Origin of the sequence: Verminephrobacter aporrectodeae subsp. tuberculatae At4 (assembly GCF_000193225.1) — a bacterium.
GTDB classification, from domain to species: domain Bacteria; phylum Pseudomonadota; class Gammaproteobacteria; order Burkholderiales; family Burkholderiaceae_C; genus Acidovorax; species Acidovorax aporrectodeae.
The window spans coordinates 1-21,865 of record NZ_AFAL01000443.1 but is presented as its reverse complement, the minus strand read 5'-3'; the positions used below and the strand labels follow the sequence as shown (position 1 = coordinate 21,865).

Below are 21,865 nucleotides of genomic sequence, written 5' to 3'. Positions count from 1 at the left end.
TCGCGATCAAGGCGATCTACGGAGATGGCCAAACGACCGATCCCGAGGGGCAGTGCAAGGCCGGAGTGGCCTGCGCCATTCCCGTTGCGCTGGCCACCAACACCACTTACACCGCCACGGTGTCCGGCACGAATGCGGGTGCAGAGTTCACGTCCACGTTCAGCTTTCGCACGGGCGCCAGGTAGTGCGGTATGGACGGGGATCCGGGCTGAAGCCATCGCGCGGATTGGCAACGCTGCCATGGATGCACGCCAGTTTTGCGCGTCACGCAACGGAAAGAACCATGAAACCAAAAAACGAATTGCTGGCCGTTCTGCTGGCCGGCGCGGCCCTGACCGTCTGCGGTGGGGCGTGGGGAGATGGGGGCGACACGCGGGCACCGGCGGCAAGCGCGATCGTCACCCGCGTTCCTGCCGCCACGTATGAAGCCACCAGCGGCGAAGCCCTGGCTTACGAGACGCTGAACGCCGAGCGGTCCCAGTGCGGCTTCGGACTGCTGGCGCAAGACATCAGACTCGACCAAGCCGCCATTGCGCATCTGGACTACTTGGCGCAAAACAATGCAGTGGGTCATTTCCAGAAACCCGGCAAGGCAGGGTTCACGGGCGTTGAACCGGGTGATCGCGCCGTTGCGGCCGGCTACGACCGCAAGCAGGTGGGCGAGACGCTGTCGATCGTGTCGTCCACCGAGAACACCGAATACGCGGTGCGGCTCATTCTGAGCGCCCCCTACCACGCCCTGGTCGCGCTCTATGGGCTCCGTGACGTCGGCCTGTCCTGGGGGCCAGCCGCGGAGGGAATCCGGACGCTGGAGATGGTCTTCGGCTTGTCCGAGAACGCCGTGCGCCAGGACGCCGGCAGGGTTCTGACCTACCCATGCGAGGGAAGCGCCGGCGTTTTGGCGGCCAGGGGCAATGAGATGCCGACACCGTTCCCCGCAGAAGCCAATGCAATCTGGGGCCAGCCTATCCTGGTCAAGGGCGCGAGCGACCTGAGGGTTGCTGCGGCATCGATCACGGGTCCTGGCGGGTCGGTCCCGATCAAGGCGTTCTACGGGGATGGTCAAACGATCGATCCCAACGCGTGGTGCAGGGCAGGACTGGCCTGCATCATCCCCGTTGCGCTGGCCACCGACACGGCGTACATCGCCACGGTGTCCGGCACGAATGCGGGTGCAGGGTTCAGGTCCACGTTCCGCTTTCGCACAGGCGCCAGGTAGTGCGGTATGGACCGGAATCCTGGCTGAAGCCATCGCGCGGATTGGCATCAGCGCATGGCCTCCATGCACTGAAATCCGTGCAGAAAAAGCCGCTGGCCGCGCCAGTTTTGCGGCTCACTCAACGGAAGAAGAAAGAACCATGAAACCAAAAAACGAATTGCTGGCCACTCTGGTGGCCGGCGTGACCCTGATCGTCTGCGGTGGAGCGTGGGGAGAGGGGGGCGACACGCTGGCACCGGCGGCAAGCGCGATCGTCACCAGCGTTCCTGCCGCCACATATGCAGCCAGCAGCAGCGAAGCCTTGGCGTACGAGACGCTGAACGCCGAGCGGTCCCGGTGCGGCTTCGGACTGCTGGCGCAAAACGCCAGGCTCGACCAAGCCGCCACTGCGCATCTGAACTACTCAGCACAAAACAATGTAGTTGATCACCTCCAGGAACCCGGCAAGACAGGGTTCACGGGCGGTGACCCGGCCGATCGCGTTGCTGCGGTCGGCTACGACCGCAGGCAGGTGGGCGAGACGATGTCGTCCGTGTCGTTCACCGAGAACGCCGAATACGCGGTGCGGCGCACCCTGAGTGCTCCCTACCACGCCCTGGTCGCGCTCCATGGGTTCCATGACGTCGGCCTGGCTTGGGGGCCAACCGCAGATGGCTTCCGGACGTTGGTGATGGTCTTCGGCTTGACCAGGAACGCCGAGCACCAGGACGCCGGCAAGATTCTGACCTACCCATGCGAGGGAAGCGCCGGCGTTTTCGCGGCCAGAGGCGCAGAGATGCCGACACCGTTCCCCGCAGAAGCCGATGCCATCTGGGGCCAGCCCATCCTGGTCAAGGGCGCGAGCGACCTGAGGCTTGCTGCGGCATCGATCACGGGTCCCGGCGGGTCGGTCGCGATCAAGGCGCTCTACGGGGACGGCCAAACGACCGATCCCAATGGGCGGTGCAAGGCCGCAGTGGCCTGCGTCATCCCCGTTGCGCTGGCCACCAACACCACTTACACCGCCACGGTGTCCGGCACGAATGCGGGTGCAGCGTTCACGTCCACGTTCAGCTTTCGCACGGGCGCCAAGTAGGGCGGTATGGACCGGGATCAGGGCTGAAGTGAAGCCATCGCGCGGATTGGCAACGCCCATGGATGCAAGGGTGCGGTTCCACGGAAGACTTCAGCACATGACCCCCATGCACTGAAGTCCGTGCAGAAAAAGCCGCCGGCCGCGCAAGTTTTTCGGGTAACTCAAGAGAAAGAATCATGAAACAAAAAAACGAACTGCTGACCGTTCTGCTAGCCAGCATGACCCTGACCGTCTGCGGTGGGGCGTGGGGAGATGGTGGCGACACGCTGGCACCGGTCGCAAGCGCGATCGTCACCAGCGTTCCTGCTGCCACATATGAAGCCACCAGCAGCGAAGCCCTGGCTTACGAGACGCTGAACGCCGAGCGACTCCAGTGCGGTTTCGGACTGCTGGCGCAAAACGCCAGGCTCGACCAAGCCGCCACTGCGCATCTGAACTACTTGGAACAAAACATGGTGCTTGCTCACCTTCAGGAACCCGGCATGGCAGGGTTCACGGGCGTTCGACCGAGTGATCGCGCCGCTGTGGCCGGCTACGACCCCAGGCGGGTGAGTGAGACGATGGCGACCGCGTGGTTCACCGAGGACGCCGAATATGCGGTGCGGCGCATCCTGAGCGCTCCCTACCACCTTCTGGTCGCGCTCCATGGGCTCCGTGACGTCGGCGTGGCTTTGGGGCCAACCATCGTGGGCTTTCGGACGTTGGTGATGCTCTTCGGCCTGACCAAGAGTGCCGAGCACCAAGACGCCGAGTCCCAGGACGCCGGCAAGGTTCTCACCTACCCATGCGAGGGAAGCACCGGCGTTTTGGCGTCTATAGGCGAAGAGGCGCCGACACCGTTCCCGGAAGAAGCCGATGCAGTCTGGGGTCAGCCTATCCTGGTCAAGGGAGCAAGCGACCTGAGGGTTGCTGCGGTATGGATCACGGGCCATGGCGGGTCGGTCGCAATCAAGGCGCTCTACGGGGATGGCCAAACGACCGATCCCAACGGGCAGTGCAAGGAAGGGGTGGCCTGCATCATCCCCGCTGCGCTGGTCCCCGACACCTCCTACATCGCCACGGTGACGGGCAAGAATGCGGGTGCAAGGTTCAGGTCCACGTTCCGCTTTCGCACGGGCGCCAGGTAGTAAGAAACAAAAAAAACGAAGCGTAGCCACCCTTACCAGCGGCAACATGGCGGAAAATCGAGGGTCTGAAACGTCCCCGAATCGAGAACTGCAACCCTTGGAGGAAGCCATGAGCCGCGACAACGACACCGTGCCACCGACGGCCGAAACAGCCAACGCCAGTGCCATCGCCAGCGCCCTGGGCGCACTGGTATTTGCCACCGTGCGACAACTGCCAACGCAGAGCCAAACAGCCTTTGCCACCGACTTGGCGCGCCTGGCAAGGAACGCGGAGCGCCAGGGTCAGACACCGGAAGAAGCCCTGTTGCTGAACCTGTATCGCGTGGCAGTGGCTGCGGCCAAATGACCCAAGCCAACTCGGACCAACCGCCCAAGGCCATGGGCGGCGGTACGGCCATTCGCCCGCACGCGAACAAAAGGATCGCGCCCTGTCCGGGTGCACTACGACCCCTGCGCCTTCCCCGACTTCAGCCTTCCGACATACGCAATGGACGCGACCAGCAGCCCGACCACCGTCACGCCCATCGACACGGACGAGACCAGGACGAGCAGCCCCGCGAGGCCCCCCGAGAGGGCCTCACCCGTGTTGGCCAAGGTCGAAAAGAGACTGAAGTTCTTGCCCAGGTTGGCGTCCGTTGACAGCTGGTGAATATTCGTCGGCAGCACCACGTCCACAAAGGCACCGACGCTGCCGAGCACAAAGCAGCCCATGAGGATGGCGGCCACGTGGGCGACGCAGACGGGCAACACCGAGAGAACCAGGCCGTACAGCAGCCAGTAAAACATCAGGCGCTGCGTACTGAAATCGCGCGCGACCCGGATGAACGCGGCAGCCCCGACGATCGCCCCGAACGCCGTGAGGCTCATGGCATAGCCAACGACACTGTCAGAGTAAGCATTGTTCTTGAGCATCGCGGGGATCAGAATGCGCAGTGCTGCCCCCACGAGCAAAATGCACGCCGACGAGTATGCAATCGCCATGAACAGTTGCGGCTCGCGCAGCATGCCCGTGATGTTCCGGCCGAACTCTCCATACAAACGGCGCAGCGTGGGTTTCCCGCCTTCCCCGGAGGTTTTCCCGGCAGGGATGCTGACCCGCCATACGCACAACGCCGAAACAAGGTAGGCGAGGGCATCGAAGAGGAGCACCTCTCCCGGGCTACCCAGCGCCAGCGCAGCCGCGCCCATGGCCGGCCCCACGAGCCCGCCGGTCTCCGCCACCATCTGCGTGAGGGCATTCGCCGTGGGCAAATGGTCGATTCGAACGAGCGAAGGGATCGCTGCCTGGAATGCGGGCTGAAAAATCGTCCGAAAGACCGTCATCAACATGCCTGTGAGGGCAAGCGACAGCACGCCTGCCGAATCGGAAACAAGCAGTGCGCACAGGACGCCGGTAATGCACATCCGTGCAAGGTCAGCCACCAACATCAGCGCCCTGCGGCTCAATCTGTCAGCCAGGGCCCCGCCAAGAGGCCCGAAAACCAGGTACGGTAGAAACCGGAAAAAATAAATGATTCCCGCATGGGTCACGCGGTTGTCGCTCACCTTCAGCACGGTGATGATGAAGATGAATTCGTGGACGCCGTCACCGATCCTGGACAGGAGATTGCCTCCGAGCAATACCGGGAACGATCGCTCGTGCCAAAGGGAATTTCTGCGGTGTTGCCGTTGTTGCATGAGCCAGCATGCTACGCGGTCCATGATTTGTTCCGCGCCCAACCCGCGCCCGCACAGACGAGCAGATAAGCGAGCGCCGAGGCCAGGTACATCGAGCGCATCGAGACTTCGGAGATCAAGACCGCGCTCAGCACGAGGGCGAGTGCGCCCAGCACGTTCTCGAACAGGCTTTGCACCGAGTTGACCGCGCCTGCATGATCCGGTGGAATACGTTCGTAGAACGCGTGCCGCAGCTGGGTCTCGGACACGGCGCTGAATACGAGAAAGCCGAGGAAGCCGAGGCCCGCGACGATCTGGTTGCCGCCCGAGACTGCGGCGATCGCGAGCACGGTCAGGACGTTGATCAGCATCCTCTGGCGCGCCGCGAATGCGCTGACCGCCGGGAAACCCTTGGCAAGGACCAGGCCGACCAGACCCGAGGCCAGGTAGAAAACGAAGAGTTGTCCGGGATCCCCGTCCAGGCCCGGGACGATCAGGATCACGGCGTTCACGGAGATCGGCAGGAGCAAGGTCCTGCACGCGGAGAACAGCAGCATGGTCACCAGCAGGCCGCGCGTGCCGAGCACCTGCGACCAGGCACTCCGGTAGTGCAGGACGATGGGCATGCAGGGCCTGGCCCGCACCGCAGACCAGCGCGCCAGCACGTAGACGGCCGCAAGCAGCGCCCAAGCGGCGCTCACCGGCCAGAGCCAGCGGACCCCCGCCTGCCGGACGACCAGATAGCCCACCGCCGTGCCGAGGATGAGGCCAAGGGAACGGACGAACAGTGCGGATGCCGCCAAGCGCGGGTGGTCGATCTCCACGCCCTGGTGCCGGCATTCACACATCACCTGCGCCGTGAACGTCCCCGTGAGAAAGGTCGTCGCGACGCCGGCGATGAAATTGGCGAGAAAAACCAGCGGCGTCGAATGGGCGCCCCAGTAGAACAGCAGAAACGCCGCGGCCCGCAGGACGAGCGAGACCGTGAGCGAGGTCCGACCGCCCCAGCGATCCGTCAGGTAGCCGGTCGGCAACTCCGCGACGAATAACGCGAACCAGAACGTCGCCACAAGGTAGTTGGCCGCGCTCGCGTCGCCCAGCACACGCACCGCATACGCGACGAAGCCAAAATTCATGCAGGCCTCGAAGCCGGTGACCAGCACTGCGGCAACGTTCACTCTCGACAGGATTTTGTCGAAGCTCGGCATCTGCACTACGCTGTTCAGGATTTATGCAATAACGACTATTCGATTGTGTATTGTCCGAGTTGTGCGTTCCATAGTGTAGCGTAGTGGCCGTTTTTATTGAGTAACTCGGTGTGGGTTCCAAATTCAATGAGACAACCATGGTGCATGACGGCAATTTTGTCTGCAAGCCTGATCGCACCCAACCGATGCGTGATGAAGAGTACGGTCTTATCTGCTGCCAACGATTCAAGCCGATTGAACAGGTCGAATTCGCTTTTGGGATCCAGCGCCGAGGATGGCTCGTCAAGTACCAGAAGATCCGGATGACGAAAGAATGCCCGCGCTATGGACGTCTTTTGCCACTGACCACCTGATAATTCCATGCCATCGAATTCTCGCCCCAGTCGTTCGTTAACAACTGGCATGAAAGCGTCCAAGCCGGAAATTCCGAGTGCCTGATGCAGTGCAAGGTCATCCGGGTCTGAGCGGTCTGTGTCAGAAAGTCGAATGTTCTCTCTCAGAGTAAAGCCATAGGGAACAACATCTTGCTGCACGACACTGAAATGGGAGCGCCAAGAATCAACATCCAGGGATCGAACGTCAACGCCATCGACCTCGATTTTCCCCATGGTGGGATCGTATAGCCTGAGCAGCAATTTGATCAGGGTTGTTTTTCCGGATCCATTTTCTCCAACGATTGCTATTCGATCCCCCTTGCAGACCGTAAATGAAACGTTATTTACTGCAAGATGCCCATTCGGATACCTGAAGGACACGTCGATGAATTGAATGGATTCAGGCGCCTGTGGCAATGGTGATTTGCCATTCTCAATGGAATCGACCATCGCCATGAAGCGGTAATACAGTGTAAAGAAAAGCCCACGCTCAAAAAGGATGGAAATGGATTCAAGCAAGTAGAATACTATCGTGTTGCCAATCAATAGGGCTTGAATAAACGACGCGATATTTCCAACAGAAACTGCCTTTGTTCTGATTCCGGAGACAACCCAGATCAGCAGTCCAACGACACACAGCATGGACATCAGTTCAATCGGCAGAGTTGCAAGCGCTGATTTCCTGCGCACCAAGCGCATCTTTGCATGCGTAGCATCAGCAATCTCCGCATAACGGCGGACCAGCCAGTCAAAATAGTTGTAGACGCGATTTTCAATCCCATGCGGGACACCAATGGCGATGCGCGATAGATAATCCATCTCCCTTGCTTTCTGACTGCGGCTCAAGGTGGTGCTCCATGTCAGATTCCTGAAGTGTATGGAAACCGCAATGCCGGGTATGACGCCTAACGTCAGCACAATGGGAAACCACCAAGCGATGGCACCCAAAGTAGCGATGATCGACAGAACAGTAATTCCGTCTCTCAGAATGAAGAAAATTACCGACACCACATTTGTTGGTCGAGAAATGGCTCCCTCCTGGAGGATCTTGATTGAATCAAGATAATCACTTCCGTCTTGATGCCCGATTCCACGCATTTCAGCAGACTTCTTCATCAAAGACATATTGATCGCTGCAGTAAATCGCTCAGCGAGATTGGCTTGATAAAACTGCATCAGTGGCCCCGCAATCTTGGGAACAAACAGTGAAATTACCCACGCGATGGGTAGCGGGTCCATGAGGGACAAGTGCTCCACCCCTTTGCTTGTAATAATATCGACAAGACGCGAAGTCAGGAAAATCCAGAGCCCGGGAGCAAAACCACTGATGACGGAGGTGATTGCAAGCAGTATGAAATCTGTCGGCGCAGATGCATACATCATGGGGATGCTTCTTATGGTCGCCCGCAATACAAGAAGACTTGATCTGATTTTCTCAGCAGTGCGCATGGGATTTAGTGCATGAAATGGATCGGACTCCTCGGCTTCGCCTTGGGAGCCAGGCTGCACGCTACAAGCTTTGATTCAGGGTGAATTCCCATTTTTGAGAAAAACCCAACCTGCGACGAAAGCGCTTCCAAATAAATCGATGTGTGCTCAAACCGCCTGGTCACCATGTTAAATAGTGCCCGACCTACACCTTGCTTTTGCCAATCGGGGTGAATGCAGGCTTCCGCCACCCAAGAGCAGATAACGTCATCACTCAAAACACGCACCATGCCAATCAAGCGTTCGCCATGTATGGCAAAGAACCCATGGCAGCCATGTCCAAAAAGTCGATCAAGCAGATTTTCTTGCGACTTATAGCCATCTGCCGCTCCGAAGCCGACTGAATCATACAGGTCAGCTATCTGCTCCAGTGTAATACTGCTTACACTCTCGGAATAGTGCAACTTCTTCTGCATTTTCTCCAACTTTCATGAATCAATGAGACACCCCGAAGTATGAAATACATGCTTGCTTTGGGGGACGGTGTATTTCACGTTAATGCTCATAACACATTGGAGTACGCACAATACACGAATAAAATTCCCATATCAACTGTAAGCTTATTACGGGCTGCGGGCGAGAGCGTGGTGGGCGTTGTTGCGTAAATCCAGAACCGTGTGGCGTGCTGGTGTTTGTGCGCACAACGGCGACACAAGCGCTACTGTCAGATGTGCCGCTGCGTGCGCTGCAAGGCCAGGGGCTGCAAGGGAGCCGGGTGGCGGTCACCGAATTGTGACCGAGCGCAAGACAGGAAAACAACTATTGCAATCGGGCGCCCGCGGGGAGATAGTCCCCGCCGGTTTGCGCAGACGCTGGCACGGCCTGTGCTTGGGTCTTCCTGTCCACCCGCCAACCCATCGCCAACAGGAGTTTTCCGTGCAGTTGCCCTCCCCCGCCTGGTCCTTGAAACCCCTGGCCGTCTGCGCCCTGCTGGCGCTGCTGCCCCCGGTCGCCGCCGGGCAGGAGAAGACGCTGCGCATTGCGATGACCGTCGCCGACGTCCCGCGCACGCTGGGCCAGCCCGACCAGGGCTTTGAGGGCAATCGCTTTACCGGCATCCCGATCTACGACTCGCTCACGCAATGGGACCTGTCCAAGGCCGACGCGCCCAGCGTGGTCATTCCCGCGCTCGCGACCTCCTGGGCGGTGGACGCGAAGGACAGGACCCGCTGGGTCTTCAAGCTGCGCCCCGGCGTGAAGTTCCATGACGGCTCGGCGTTCGACGCTGACGCGGTGGTCTGGAACGTGGCCAAGGTGCTCGACAAGGAGGCGCCGCAGTTCGATCCGAGCCAGGTCGGCGTGACGGTCTCGCGCATGCCGACGCTCAGGAGCGCGCGCAAGATCGACGAGTTGACGGTCGAACTCACGACCAGCGAGCCCGACGCCTTTTTGCCCATCAATCTCACGAACCTCTTCATGGCCTCGCCGGCGCACTGGGGCGCCAAGCTCCGGGCCGTTGCGGCCAGCGTGGCGGCGCCGGCCGAGCGGGCCAAGGCCGCCTGGACTGCCTTTGCCGCCGACCCGGCCGGCTCGGGCCCCTTCAGGGTCACGCGCTTCGTCGCGCGCGAGCGCCTGGAACTGGCCGCGAACAGGGGCTACTGGGACGCCGGGCGCGTGCCGCAGATCGACAAGGTGGTTCTTCTGCCCATGCCCGAGGCGAACGCGCGCACGGCCGCGCTGCTCGGCGGCCAGGTCGATTGGATCGAGGCGCCCGCGCCCGACGCAATGCAGCAGATCAGGCAGCGCGGCTTCAAGATCTACGCGAATGCGCAGCCGCACGTCTGGCCCTGGCAGCTGTCCTTCGTCGAGGGCTCGCCCTGGCTCGACAAGCGCGTGCGCCAGGCGGCGAATTTGTGCGTTGACCGCGGCGGCTTGAAGCAATTGCTCGGCGGAATGATGGCCGAGCCCAAGGGAACGGTGGAGCCGGGCCATCCGTGGTGGGGCAACCCGAAGTTCGATCTCAGATACGACGTCAAGGCCGCGCAGGCGCTCATGGAGCAGGCCGGTTTCTCGGCCGCAAAGCCGGTCAAGGTGAAGGTGCAGATCTCGGCCTCGGGCTCGGGCCAGATGCAGCCGCTGCCGATGAACGAGTTCGTGCAGCAGTCGCTCAAGCAGTGCTTCTTTGACGTGCAGTTCGACGTCATCGAATGGAATACGCTGTTCACGAACTGGCGCAAGGGCGCCAAGGACCCCGCGGCGAACGGCGCGAATGCCACGAACGTGAGCTTCGCGGCGATGGACCCGTTCTTCGCCATGGCGCGCTTCGTGAGCACCCGGTCCTTCCCGCCGGTGTCGAACAACTGGGGCTACTACGGCAGTCCCGCGGTCGATCGGTTGGTGGCCGACGCCCGCACCAGCTTCGACGACAAGGCGCGCGACGCCGCGCTCGCGCGGCTGCACGCGCACATCGTGGACGACGCGCCCTTCGTCTGGATCGCGCACGACGTCGGCCCGCGCGCGCTCTCGGCCAAGGTCAGGAACGTGGTCCAGCCCAAGAGCTGGTTCATCGACATTGCGACCATGCGCCTGGATTGACAGCTGACAGCGCGCCCCGCACCGCCGATGTTCTCCTACCTGCTGCGCCGCGTCTGCCAGGCCATCCCGATCATGGTCGGCGTGGCCTTCCTGTGCTTTGTGCTCGTGCATCTGGCGCCGGGCGACCCGCTGGTGTCCATCCTGCCGCCCGACGCCTCGGCCGAGTTGCAGGCGCAGCTGCGCGTGCTCTACGGCTTCAACCGGTCGCTGCCCGAGCAGTTCGGGCTGTGGGTCTGGCGCGCGCTGCACGGGGACTTGGGTGTTTCGATCGCGAGCAACCGGGCGGTCGCCGGCGAGGTGCTGAACGCGGTCGGCAACACGCTGCGCCTGGCGCTCGTGGCGACCGCGATCGGCTTCGTCCTGGGCTGCCTGTTCGGCTTCGTCGCCGGCTACTTTCGCGGCTCCTGGATCGACCGCGCCGCGTCCACGTTGTCGGTGCTCGGCGTGAGCGTTCCGCACTACTGGCTGGGCATGGTGCTGGTGATCGTTTTCTCCTCGCAGCTCATGTGGCTGCCCGCGACCGGCGCCGGGCCGGACGGATCGCAGGACTGGGCCTGGGACTGGGCGCACCTGCAGTTCCTGGTGCTGCCGGCGCTCACGATGTCGGTGATTCCCATGGGAATCATCGCGCGCACGGTGCGCGCGTTGGTGGCCGAGATTCTCGGGCAGGAGTTCATCGTCGGCCTGCGCGCCAAGGGCCTGACGCATTTCGGCGTGTTCCGCCACGTGGTGAAGAACGCAGCGCCGACTGCGCTCGCGGTCATGGGCTTGCAACTGGGCTACCTGCTCGGCGGGTCGATCCTGATCGAGACGGTGTTCTCCTGGCCCGGAACCGGCTTCCTGCTGAACGCGGCGATCTTCCAGCGCGACCTGCCGCTGCTGCAGGGAACCATCCTCGTGCTGGCGCTGTTCTTCGTGCTGCTGAACCTGCTCGTCGACGTTCTGCAGACGCTGCTCGACCCGCGCATCGCAAGAGCATGAAGCGCCCCGTTCCCGGCTGAACCGATGTCCGCAACGATTCCCGCCCTCTCCCCGCATGCGCTCCCGGACGCGCTGCCGGCGCTGCCGCGCTCGCGCGGCTACTGGAGCGGCGCCACGCGGCGCTTTGCGCGCGACCCGGTGGCGCTGGGCGCGGCGCTGGTCATCGTGCTGCTGCTCGCCCTGGCGCTCTTCGGCCCCTGGATCGCGCCGGCCGACCCCTATGCAGCGTCGATGCTCCAGCGGCTCAAGCCGATCGGCACCGAGGGCCTGCCGCTGGGCAGCGACGAACTGGGCCGCGACATGCTCTCGCGCCTGATCGTCGGCGCGCGGCTGTCGCTGTTCATCGGCATCACGCCGGTGCTCTGCGCGTTCGTGATCGGCGCGGCGATCGGCATCCTCGCGGGCTACGCGGGCGGCCTCGTGAACACCGTGATCATGCGCAGCATCGACGTCTTCTACGCCTTCCCCTCGGTGCTGCTCGCGATCGCGCTCTCGGGCGTGCTCGGCGCGGGCGTGGTGAATTCGCTGATCTCGCTGAGCATCGTGTTCGTCCCGCAGATCGCGCGCGTCGCCGAGAGCGTGAGCACGCAGGTGCGCGCACGCGACTACGTGGAAGCCGCGCGCGCCTCGGGCGCCGGGGCCTTCACCATCGTGCGCGTACACGTGCTGGGCAACGTGCTGGGGCCGATCTTCGTCTACGCCAGCAGCCTGATCGCGGTCTCGATGATCCTGGCCTCGGGCCTGTCCTTCCTGGGCCTGGGCGTGAAGCCGCCGGAGCCCGAATGGGGCCTGATGCTCAACACCCTGCGCACCGCAATCTACGTGCAGCCCTGGGTGGCGGCGCTGCCCGGCGCGATGATTTTCGTCACCTCGATCGCGTTCAACCTGCTCTCCGACGGGCTGCGTTCGGCGCTGGACAACAGGGAATGAGGCAATGCACATGGTGCCTGCGATGACCGGCAGCGCGGACCGTGCAAGCCTCGGGCGCCGGGGCCTTTACCATCGTGCACGTGCTGGGCAACGTGCTGGGGCCGATCTTCGTCTACGCCAGCAGCCTGATCGCGGTCTCGATGATCCTGGCCTCGGGCCTGTCCTTTCTGGGCCTGGGCGTGAAGCCGCCGGAGCCCGAATGGGGTTTGATGCTCAACACCCTGCGCACGGCAATCTACGTGCAGCCCTGGGTGGCGGCGCTGCCCGGCGCGATGATTTTCGTCACCTCGATCGCGTTCAACCTGCTCTCCGACGGGCTGCGTTCGGCGCTGGACAACAAGGAATGAGGCAATGCACATGGTGCCTGCGATGACCGGCAGCGCGGACCCCGCGCAGCCCCTGCTCACGGTGCGCGGGCTGCACAAGCACTTCCCGCTGAAGAAGGACCTGCTGGGCCGCGGCGGGGGCGTGGTGCGCGCGGTCGATGGCGTGGACTTCGAGGTCTTCGGGGGTGAGACGCTGGGCGTGGTCGGCGAATCGGGCTGCGGCAAATCGACCACCGCGCGGCTCTTGATGCGGCTGATCGCGCCGACGGCCGGCGAGCTGTTGTTCGACGGCCGCAGCGTCGGCAGCCGCGACCTGCCGCTCGCGGAGTTTCGCCGCCAGGTGCAGATGGTGTTCCAGGACAGCTACGCCTCGCTGAACCCGCGCCTGACGGTCGAGGACTCGATCGCCTTCGGGCCGCGGGTGCACGGCGTGGCGCGCCGCGCGGCGGTGCAGCGCGCGCACGACCTGCTTGCGCGCGTCGGCCTGGAGCCGCAGCGCTTTGCCGAACGCTACCCGCACGAGCTCTCCGGCGGCCAGCGCCAGCGCGTGAACATCGCGCGCGCGCTGGCGCTGCAACCGCGCATGGTGCTCCTCGACGAGGCCGTTTCGGCGCTCGACAAATCGGTCGAGGCGCAGGTGCTCAACCTGCTGCTCGACCTCAAGGCCGAGTTCGGCCTGACCTACGTCTTCATCAGCCACGACCTGAACGTGGTGCGCTACATGAGCGATCGCGTGCTCGTCATGTACCTCGGACAGGTGGTCGAGATCGGCCCTGCGGAGGCGCTCTACGCAACGCCGGCGCACCCCTACACGCGCGCGCTGCTCGCGTCCATGCCGTCCATGGACCCCGAACAGCGCACCCGGGAGGCGGCGCTCGCCGGCGATCCGCCGAGCCCGATCGACCCGCCTTCGGGCTGCCGTTTCCACCCGCGCTGCGCGCTCGCAGCGCCGCTGTGCAGCCAGCGCATTCCGGCGCGCGTGGCCGCCGCTGCGGCGCAGCAGCGCGTCAGCTGCCTGGTGCACGCGCCGGGCAGCGGGCATCCACTGGCGCAGGCCGCCTGACCCCATGGCCGCTCCTGCGATTCCTGCGTCCCCTTCCTGCGCGGCTCCCGCGGGCGAGCCGCTGCTGCGCCTGCGCGATCTCAGCGTCAGCTTCTGTGGCGGCCGCAAGCCCGTGCAGGCCGTCAGCGGCGTGAGCCTGGACCTGCAGCGCGGCGAGGTGCTCGCGCTCATCGGCGAATCGGGGTCGGGCAAGAGCGTGACCCTGCGCAGCCTGCTGCGCCTGCATCCGGAACGCCGCACGCAGCTGCGCGGCCAGATCCGCGTGGCCGGGCGCGACGTGCTCGCGCTGACGCAGGCCGGGCTCGCCGACTACCGTGGCAAGGTGGCCTCGATGATCTTCCAGGAGCCGCTGCTGGCGCTGGACCCGGTGTACCCGGTCGGCGCGCAGATCGTCGAGTCGATCCGGCGGCACGAGACGGTGTCCGCCGCCGAAGCGCAGCGGCGCGCGCTGGAACTGTTCGAGCGCGTGCGCATTCCGAGCCCCGGGCGGCGCCTGCAAGCCTATCCGCACGAGCTCTCGGGGGGCATGCGCCAGCGCGCGATGATCGCGCTGGCGTTGGCCTGCCGCCCGCAGCTGCTGCTCGCCGACGAGCCCACGACCGCGCTCGACGCCACGGTGCAGATCCAGATCCTGCTGCTGCTGGGCGAGTTGCAGCGCGACCTGGGCCTGGCGGTGCTGTTCGTCACGCACGACATTGGCGCGGCGCTGGAGCTCGCCGACCGCATCGCCGTGATGTACGCGGGGCGCATCGTCGAGGAAGGCTCGGCGCGCGCGCTGATCCGCTCGCCGCGCCATCCCTACACCATCGCGCTGCTCAAGAGCCGCGCGCACGGCGCGCTGGCGCGCGGCAGCCGGCTCGAGACCATAGCCGGCGCGCCCCCCGACCTGTCGGCGCTGCCACCGGGCTGCGCCTTCGCGCCGCGCTGCACACTCGCGCAAGCGGCCTGCCGCACGGCGCAGCCGGCCGCGATCGACGTCGCGCCGGGGCACCGCGTGCGCTGCATCCGTACCGACGCCGCCGCGGCCCTGCATGCTGCGCACCGGATTCCTCCACTGCCGAAAGCGAGCCCCGCATGATGATCCCGCACGACCCCGCCCACGCCTTCGTTCCCTACCCCGCGGTCGCCGTCCCCGCCGCGCCGACCGGCCCGTTGACCGACCTGCGCTTTGGCGTGAAGGATTTGTTCGACGTCGCGGGCTACCCCACGGGCGGCGGCAACCCGATCCTGCTCGCGTTGTCCGGAATCAAGACGCGCAGCGCGCCGACCGTGCAAAAGTTGCTCGACGCCGGCGCCCGCTTCGCCGGCAAGACCGTGACCGACGAGTTCGCCTTCTCGATGAACGGCAACAACGCGCATTTCGGCGCGCCGCTCAACGGCGCGGCGCGCGAGCGCATCACCGGCGGCTCGTCCTCGGGGTCGGCGTCGGTCGTGTCCTCGGGGCTGTGCGACTTCGCGCTCGGCACCGACACCGGCGGCTCGGTGCGCGCGCCGGCGAACCATTGCGGCCTGTACGGCCTGCGTCCCACGCACGGCCGCGTCAGCCTTGAGGGTGCGCTCGACCTCGCGCCCAGCTTCGACACCTGCGGCTGGTTCGCGCGCGACGTCGGCAGCTTCGCGCGCGTCGCCGACGTGCTGCTGGGCGCCGACGCGAAGCCGCTGCCGCAGCGCCCCCGGCTGCTGTGGCCGAAGGACATCTGGGCCATGCTCGAGGCGCCGGTCAGGGACGCGCTCGACGGCACGGCGCAGCGCGTGCAGTCGCTGCTCGGCCCGGCCACGCCGCTTGACGTGGTCCTCGAATCCTGGGACGCGATGTACTGGAACTTCCGCTACCTGCAAGGGCGCGAGGCCTGGCTCACCGACGGCCCGCTGATCGAGCGCTACGCGCCGCCGCTGGGCCCCGACGTGGCCGAACGTTTCGCCTGGTCGCGCGCCGTGACGGACGCGCAGGTAAACACCGCGCGCGCCTTCCGCCTGGACTTTCGCGCCCGGCTGGCGCAGACGCTGGGCAGCGACGGCGTGCTGCTCATGCCCAGCATGCCGGACATCGCGCCGCTGCGCAACGCGACGGGCAGCAGCCTGGAGGACTACCGCAACCGCGCAATCCGCATGCTGTGCCTGGCCGGGCTCGGCGGCTTCCCGCAGCTGTCGATGCCGCTGGCGCAGCGCGCGGGCGCGCCGCTGGGCATTTCGCTGCTCGGGCCCGCGGGGGCGGACCGGTCCCTGGTGGCGCTGGCGCAGCGCATCGCACTCCATCCCCTGCGCGGTGCCCAGTGACAGTGAAATTGACCAATTGAATGGTCTAGCATGGGGGCGGACCCCCCATCTCCCATCTGGAGCACGCGCCATGAACGCCGTACTGGCTGAAACATCGATCGGCATCACCGAACTCAAAAAAAATCCCTCTGCCGTCATTCGCGACGCCGGAATGCAGACCGTCGTCGTCTTGCATCACAACAAACCATCGGCTTATCTTGTGCCGGCCCGCACCTATGAGGCATTGATGGACATGCTCGACGATTTGCAATGGATCCCGCTCGTTCAGCAACGCATCGCTGACTGGCAGGCTGATCCGGATCAGGGGATCCCTGTCACCCGGGAAGAATTGGCAAACATCGCGCGCGCCACGACGGCGAAATCTCCCAAATCCCGAACGGCGAAACCCCCCTTGGCCACCGCGCGTTGAAGCATGCGCCAAGCAGCAGGCAGTTACCGCCTGGAGTTTCTGCCCCAAGCCAAAGGGGAATGGGACAAGCTCGATGGCAGCATCCGGGCCCAATTTGCCAAAGTACTTCTGCGCAGGCTCGATGCGCCCCGGGTTCCCGTTGCCGCGCTCATGTCCATGCCGGATTGCTACAAGATCAAACTGCGCGGTGCGGGCTTGCATAAGCCGTTCTGTTCAGTGGCGTGAACCGCAGCACTGGGAAACCCAAGGGCGTTGATCGGCGCACCGCGCTGGCCATTGCAGCGGGTCAGCGCAGGGAACAAGGCTTAAGTTTTCCCGACGGCCAACTTCAGCATGTCCAGGATGATGTCCAAGGAAACCAGACCCGTTCCGTGGTCGTCCTTGTCGTTTCCTTTCATTTTGGAAACCGATCGCAACAAGCCAATCACGATGACCGTAGGAGGGATCACAAAGGCGGTCACGAGAAGCGATGCATGCCAATGGATTTGAGGATTCGCATTCAGCATGAAGAGTATTATCACCGCTATGCTGATCGCTGCAATGAACAAGATGCTTGCACAACAAAGAGTCCACTTGAACACACACCGCTCGGTGTTCAGTTTATGCTTTTGCTCCTCCAGCCCGATGTTCGTCACGTCAGGATTCTGGATGGGCGCATTTTCAGTTGATAAATCTTCAGCCACGGATCATTCCAAGGTTGACCAAGCGCCACTTCATTGCCACTTGGGAGACGCGAAACAGAGACGCGAGCCCCTGAATGGTACTTACCCCCTTCTCCATCATCACATATTTCACAATCCGTTCAGGCATGAGGAGTTGGGCCGCAAAGTGATTGGCCTGGCGCTCCTCGGGGAGTTGAGCACCCGTCGAGAAATTTGCCACGGGGTCGCGAAACATCTTGGTGGTCACGCGGTCCAAATGACCAAGAGCGTAGTGGCCGATCTCGTGCGCAACGGTAAAGCGCCACCGAGGATTGCTTTGTTCGGCACTGTTGTAGGTGATGTGGACCGTACCATCGATCACCTCGACGCTGCCGCTTTCGGGCAAGAACGGGTCAGATTTCACCTTGATCCCCATGGCGCTTGCAATTTTGATCGGGTTAATGGGCAGCATTCCATCCCAGTAGGCATCAAGAATTTGTTGCGCGGTTTTCATGTGAACCTCCTTAGGAAAAGCAAGCGCCCTTGATTGCATCTAAGCGCGCTCGTTGGACTATTGTGTCATCACGGGACGTAGCTGGCGTAACGAAGTGTATCTCGACGTGGCGTTGTTGCCTGAATTCTGGGTCGCTTGGCGAGGCTGCGGCGACCTGATCTTCACATCCAGCCTTGGCACGGAGCGCTTGCGAGCCCCAGGCCGCTGACCGGTGCGCAGCGCTGACGCAGCCATCGCTGCGGGCTCCACTGTCATGGTATCGCCCCACGCGATACCACGGTCGGTACCATGATTGGATGCTGGCTGTAGCGGGATGCACATGTTCCGTTTCGGGCTACCGTGGACAACGCCCCCAAGGAAAAAGCCCCGTCACAGGGACTGTGCGGGGCTTGTGAAGACTGGTGTGGACGGGTTCCCGGCGGAGAGGGCGGGATTCGAACCCGCGGTGGGGATTAGCCCACACACGCTTTCCAGGCGTGCGACTTAAACCGCTCATCCACCTCTCCGAAGCGTCGAATTATAGCCAGGGCCGATTCCAGCAAACGGGCCGCTCGCCGATGCCTTTGCCACAATGGCGGCATGCGCTCCTCCCTCGCCCCGGCCTCCCTCCCTCCCCACGACCAAGCCGAGCGCAGCGCGGTGCTGCTGTGCAATCTGGGCACGCCCGACGGACCCACGGCGCCTGCCGTGCGCCGCTATCTGGCGCAATTTCTGAGCGATCGGCGCGTGGTTGAGATTCCCCGGCTGGTGTGGCTGCCGATCCTGCACGGCATCGTCCTGCGCGTTTACCCCGCCAGGTCGGCCGCGAAATACGGCAGGGTGTGGACGGCCGCTGGCTCGCCGTTGGCGCTCTGGACCGCCAGGCAGGCCGCGCTGCTGCATGACCGGCTGGACGCAGCCGCCCAGCCACTGCTGGTGCGCCATGCCATGCGCTACGGCAAGCCGTCGATCGCCAGCCAGCTCGACGCGCTCCAGGCCGAAGGCGCGGCGCGCATCCTCATTTTGCCGCTCTACCCGCAATACTCGGCCTGCACCACCGCGAGCGTGTTTGACGCCGTCTACCGCTGGGCCGGGCGCACGCGCAACCTGCCCGAGCTGCGCTTCGTGAACCGCTACCACGACCACCCGGGGTATATCGACGCATTGGCGCGCCGCATCGAGACGCACTGGGCGCACCACGGCCCGCCCGGGCAGTTGCTGATGAGCTTTCACGGCATTCCCGAGCGCAGCCTGCGGCTGGGCGACCCCTACCAGCGCGAAGTGCGCGAGACCGCGCGCCTGCTGGCCGAGCGCCTGGGCCTGCGCGCGGACCGCTACCGCGTCAGCTTCCAGTCGCGTTTTGGCAAGGCCCGGTGGATCGAGCCCTACACCCTGCCCACCGCGCAGGCGCTGGCCCGGGCGGGCGTGCGGCGCGTGGACGTGGTGTGCCCGGGCTTTAGCTGCGACTGCCTGGAGACGCTGGAGGAAATCGACATCGAACTGCGCGCGGCCTTCCTGCATGCGGGCGGCAAGGAGTTTCACTACATCCCCTGCCTGAACGACGACGGCGCCTGGATCGCCGCCCTGGGCCAGGTGGCGCAGCAGCATCTGGCAGGTTGGCCAGCCGCCGTACCAAGCGGACCAAGCGCCGACGCGCGGGCCGGCCACGCGGCCCAGCGCTGATCGCAGCGCGCGCGGCCCCCGGCGCATGCGGGTACAGTCATGCGGCATCGAATGACGCAAAGGAGATCATGCGCATGCAGTATTCCACTTTTCTGTCCTGGGTCCGGGAGACCAGCTTTGCCGGCGTCCCGCTGTGGAGCCTGCTGGTGGCGCTGGCAGCGGCTGCGGCCACGTATGCGGGCATCCTCGTGGCGCTGCGGCTGCTCACGGGCCGGGCGAAGCTGTGGGTCGCCGCGTCGGACAGCGCAGCCGCGCGCACGGTGGTGGACGTGTTCCAGGGCACGCACCACATGCTGATGGCGGCGTTGGCGCTGCTCGTGGGCGCGAGCCTGCTGGACCTGCCCGGCCGCTGGGAGAGCCGCCTGAGCCAGCTGTGGTTCGTGGCCGTGGCGCTGCAGATCGGCCTGTGGGGGATGCGCGCCATCGGCATCGGCGTGCGCCGGTACGTGGAACGCAACCCGTCCGCGACGGGCGCGGCGCAGGTCAGCGCCTCGGCCACGCTGATGTCCTGGGGCCTGCGCGCCCTGCTGTGGAGCGTCGTCCTGCTGGCCATCTTGTCCAACCTGGGCGTGAACGTCACGGCCTTCGTGGCCAGCCTGGGGGTGGGCGGTATTGCGTTGGCGTTGGCGGTGCAGAACATCCTCGGCGATCTGTTCGCGTCGCTGTCCATCGCGGTGGACAAGCCCTTTGAAGTCGGGGACTTCGTCGTGGTCGGCGGCGTCTCGGGCACCGTGCAGGCCATTGGCCTGAAGACCACGCGCATTCGCAGCCTGCAGGGCGAGCAGGTGGTGATGTCCAATACCGACCTGCTCAAGCAGACCATCAGCAACTACCGGCTGCTCGAACAGCGGCGCATCGTATTCGGCTTCGGCGTGACCTACGACACCACGGCCGAGCAGGCCGAGGCGATTCCGGGCATCGTGCGCCAGCTCGTCGAAGCGCAGCCGCAGCTGCGCTTCGACCGGGCGCATTTCAAGGCTTTCGGAGCCAGCTCGCTGGACTACGAAGTGGTGTACATCGTCGAAGACCCGGCCTACGGCGTCTACATGGACCGGCAGCAGGCCGTCAACCTGGGGCTGATGCGCGAGCTCCGGGCCCGGGGAATCGAGTTCGCCTTCCCCACCCGGACGGTGCACATTGCCAGCGCGCCGCAGTCGGCCGCCGGCGCGGCAACGGCGGCCGCGCGCTGACGGGGGCCGGCGGCCGGCAATTCGTCAGTGCGCCTGCGACACCACGCGCGCCATCTCCAGGCATTTGTTCGAATAGCCCCATTCGTTGTCGTACCAGCTCACGACCTTCACGAAGTGGGCGTCGAGCGCAATGCCGGCGTCGGCGTCGAAGATCGAGGTGCGCGGGTCGCCGCGGAAGTCGGTGGCCACCACCTTGTCTTCGGTGTAGCCGAGAACGCCTTTGAGAGCGCCCTCGGACTGGGCCTTCATTTCGGCCTTGATCTCTTCGTAGCTGGCGGGCTTTTCGAGCTCCACGGTCAGGTCCACCACCGACACGTCGGAGGTGGGAACGCGAAACGCCATTCCGGTGAGCCTCTTGTTCAGCGCGGGAATCACCACGCCCACGGCCTTGGCGGCGCCGGTGCTCGACGGGATGATGTTTTCCAGAATGCCGCGACCGCCGCGCCAGTCCTTGTTCGAAGGGCCGTCAACGGTCTTTTGCGTGGCGGTGGCGGCGTGCACCGTGGTCATCAGGCCGCGCTTGATTCCCCATTTGTCGTGCAGCACCTTGGCCACGGGCGCGAGGCAGTTGGTGGTGCACGAGGCGTTGGAGACGATCGCCTGGCCGGCGTAGCTTGCGTGGTTCACGCCAAACACGAACATCGGGGTGTCGTCCTTGGAGGGGGCCGACAGGATGACCTTGTGGGCGCCCGCGTCCAGGTGCTTGCGCGCCGAGGCATGGTCCAGGAACAGGCCGGTGGATTCGATCACCACGGTGGCGCCGACTTCACTCCAGCGCAGCTGGGCGGGGTCGCGCTCCTGCGTCAGGCGGATCTTGCGGCCGTTGACGATGAGGGTGTTGCCCTGGACCGAGACGGTGCCCTGAAAGCGCCCGTGCACCGAGTCGTATTGCAGCATGTACGCGAGGTAGTCGGGGTCGAGCAGGTCGTTGATTCCCACGACCTCGACATCGTCGAAGTTCAGGATGGCGCAGCGCAGCACGTTGCGGCCGATGCGGCCGAAGCCGTTGATACCGATTTTGATCGTCATGGCGTTTTCCCTGTCCAAAGTTGCTCTGCAAAAATCCACTGGCGGCGGCTTATTTGCGGCGCCCGCCGAGCACGGCGCGCACGGTGGCCGCGAGGTTTTCTTCGGTGAAGCCGAAATGCTTGAGCAGCGCAGGCGCGGGGGCCGATTCGCCGTAGCGGTCG

The 21,865-nt window shown here is 64.4% G+C and carries 20 protein-coding genes, 1 tRNA gene and 2 pseudogenes; 15 read left to right on the top strand and 8 right to left on the bottom strand.

Annotation, left to right across the window (positions count from 1 at the left end):
• From VTU_RS0114365 to VTU_RS0114345, 5 genes and pseudogenes are all read left to right on the top strand, one after another.
• Positions 1–185, top strand: a pseudogene (locus tag VTU_RS0114365) (CAP domain-containing protein); the annotation flags it as partial.
• Between the two features lie 98 nt (positions 186–283).
• Positions 284–1,219 carry a CAP domain-containing protein gene (locus tag VTU_RS0114360; protein ID WP_010105294.1) on the top strand — a complete coding sequence of 312 codons (936 nt, stop codon included), beginning with the start codon at positions 284–286 and terminating at the stop codon, positions 1,217–1,219.
• Positions 1,220–1,358: 139 nt separating this feature from the next.
• On the top strand, positions 1,359–2,294 hold the full coding sequence (locus tag VTU_RS0114355) for a CAP domain-containing protein (RefSeq protein WP_010105292.1): 936 nt from the start codon (positions 1,359–1,361) through the stop codon (positions 2,292–2,294).
• A gap of 176 nt (positions 2,295–2,470) precedes the next feature.
• Positions 2,471–3,421: a CAP domain-containing protein gene (locus tag VTU_RS0114350; protein WP_010105291.1), complete on the top strand. Its 951-nt coding sequence runs from the start codon at positions 2,471–2,473 to the stop codon at positions 3,419–3,421.
• 109 nt (positions 3,422–3,530) lie between these two features.
• Positions 3,531–3,767 carry a hypothetical protein gene (locus tag VTU_RS0114345; protein WP_010105290.1) on the top strand — a complete coding sequence of 79 codons (237 nt, stop codon included), beginning with the start codon at positions 3,531–3,533 and terminating at the stop codon, positions 3,765–3,767.
• 95 nt (positions 3,768–3,862) lie between these two features.
• On the opposite strand, the gene VTU_RS0114340 is transcribed toward VTU_RS0114345, so the two are convergent.
• The 4 genes from VTU_RS0114340 to VTU_RS31625 form a co-directional block, all read right to left on the bottom strand.
• Positions 3,863–5,098 (bottom strand): MFS transporter, encoded by a 1,236-nt coding sequence (locus VTU_RS0114340; protein ID WP_138927900.1) that lies wholly within the window; start codon positions 5,096–5,098, stop codon positions 3,863–3,865.
• 11 nt (positions 5,099–5,109) lie between these two features.
• Entirely contained in the window at positions 5,110–6,285 is a 1,176-nt protein-coding gene (locus VTU_RS0114335) for an MFS transporter (RefSeq protein WP_010105288.1), read from the bottom strand.
• 35 nt (positions 6,286–6,320) lie between these two features.
• The gene (locus VTU_RS0114330; protein WP_010105286.1) at positions 6,321–8,042 is read right to left on the bottom strand and encodes an ABC transporter ATP-binding protein; all 1,722 of its coding nucleotides are present in this window, start codon (positions 8,040–8,042) and stop codon (positions 6,321–6,323) included.
• 71 nt (positions 8,043–8,113) lie between these two features.
• On the bottom strand, positions 8,114–8,563 hold the full coding sequence (locus tag VTU_RS31625; protein ID WP_081479831.1) for a GNAT family N-acetyltransferase: 450 nt from the start codon (positions 8,561–8,563) through the stop codon (positions 8,114–8,116).
• A gap of 568 nt (positions 8,564–9,131) precedes the next feature.
• On the opposite strand from VTU_RS31625, the gene VTU_RS0114320 reads away from it, so the two are divergent.
• The 8 genes and pseudogenes from VTU_RS0114320 to VTU_RS31620 all read left to right on the top strand — a co-directional run bounded on the left by VTU_RS0114320 (position 9,132) and on the right by VTU_RS31620 (position 16,668).
• Complete coding sequence (locus VTU_RS0114320; protein WP_438873584.1) at positions 9,132–10,682, top strand: ABC transporter substrate-binding protein; 1,551 nt, start codon at positions 9,132–9,134, stop codon at positions 10,680–10,682.
• Between the two features lie 27 nt (positions 10,683–10,709).
• The gene (locus VTU_RS0114315) at positions 10,710–11,663 is read left to right on the top strand and encodes an ABC transporter permease (protein ID WP_010105280.1); all 954 of its coding nucleotides are present in this window, start codon (positions 10,710–10,712) and stop codon (positions 11,661–11,663) included.
• Positions 11,664–11,687: 24 nt separating this feature from the next.
• The gene (locus VTU_RS0114310; RefSeq protein ID WP_010105278.1) at positions 11,688–12,593 is read left to right on the top strand and encodes an ABC transporter permease; all 906 of its coding nucleotides are present in this window, start codon (positions 11,688–11,690) and stop codon (positions 12,591–12,593) included.
• A gap of 44 nt (positions 12,594–12,637) precedes the next feature.
• Positions 12,638–12,940: pseudogene (locus VTU_RS0114305) on the top strand (ABC transporter permease); the annotation flags it as partial.
• 4 nt (positions 12,941–12,944) lie between these two features.
• Positions 12,945–13,982: an ABC transporter ATP-binding protein gene (locus tag VTU_RS0114300; protein ID WP_010105274.1), complete on the top strand. Its 1,038-nt coding sequence runs from the start codon at positions 12,945–12,947 to the stop codon at positions 13,980–13,982.
• A 4-nt stretch (positions 13,983–13,986) separates the two neighbouring features.
• Entirely contained in the window at positions 13,987–15,060 is a 1,074-nt protein-coding gene (locus VTU_RS0114295; RefSeq protein WP_010105272.1) for an ABC transporter ATP-binding protein, read from the top strand.
• Positions 15,057–16,259 (top strand): amidase, encoded by a 1,203-nt coding sequence (locus VTU_RS0114290; protein ID WP_010105270.1) that lies wholly within the window; start codon positions 15,057–15,059, stop codon positions 16,257–16,259. Before VTU_RS0114295 ends, VTU_RS0114290 begins: the two co-directional genes overlap by 4 nt.
• Before the next feature lie 70 nt (positions 16,260–16,329).
• Entirely contained in the window at positions 16,330–16,668 is a 339-nt protein-coding gene (locus VTU_RS31620) for a type II toxin-antitoxin system Phd/YefM family antitoxin (RefSeq protein WP_010105269.1), read from the top strand.
• A 305-nt stretch (positions 16,669–16,973) separates the two neighbouring features.
• Here the strand turns inward: VTU_RS31620 and VTU_RS0114275 are convergent, their stop codons facing one another.
• The 3 genes from VTU_RS0114275 to VTU_RS0114265 all read right to left on the bottom strand — a co-directional run bounded on the left by VTU_RS0114275 (position 16,974) and on the right by VTU_RS0114265 (position 18,329).
• Positions 16,974–17,351, bottom strand: a complete 378-nt coding sequence (locus VTU_RS0114275; protein WP_138927899.1) for a hypothetical protein — start codon at positions 17,349–17,351, stop codon at positions 16,974–16,976.
• Positions 17,344–17,823, bottom strand: coding sequence for an ImmA/IrrE family metallo-endopeptidase (locus VTU_RS0114270; protein ID WP_010105263.1), 480 nt, complete (start codon positions 17,821–17,823; stop codon positions 17,344–17,346). Before VTU_RS0114270 ends, VTU_RS0114275 begins: the two co-directional genes overlap by 8 nt.
• 419 nt (positions 17,824–18,242) lie before the next feature.
• Positions 18,243–18,329, bottom strand: a tRNA-Ser gene (locus tag VTU_RS0114265).
• Positions 18,330–18,402: 73 nt separating this feature from the next.
• On the opposite strand from VTU_RS0114265, the gene hemH reads away from it, so the two are divergent.
• Complete coding sequence (gene hemH / locus VTU_RS0114260; protein WP_010105262.1) at positions 18,403–19,485, top strand: ferrochelatase; 1,083 nt, start codon at positions 18,403–18,405, stop codon at positions 19,483–19,485.
• Between the two features lie 74 nt (positions 19,486–19,559).
• Positions 19,560–20,675 (top strand): mechanosensitive ion channel family protein, encoded by a 1,116-nt coding sequence (locus VTU_RS0114255; protein ID WP_040892862.1) that lies wholly within the window; start codon positions 19,560–19,562, stop codon positions 20,673–20,675.
• Between the two features lie 24 nt (positions 20,676–20,699).
• Here VTU_RS0114255 and gap read toward each other — a convergent pair whose 3' ends face one another.
• Positions 20,700–21,704, bottom strand: a complete 1,005-nt coding sequence (gene gap / locus VTU_RS0114250; protein ID WP_010105260.1) for a type I glyceraldehyde-3-phosphate dehydrogenase — start codon at positions 21,702–21,704, stop codon at positions 20,700–20,702.
• Positions 21,705–21,865: the final 161 nt, after the last annotated feature.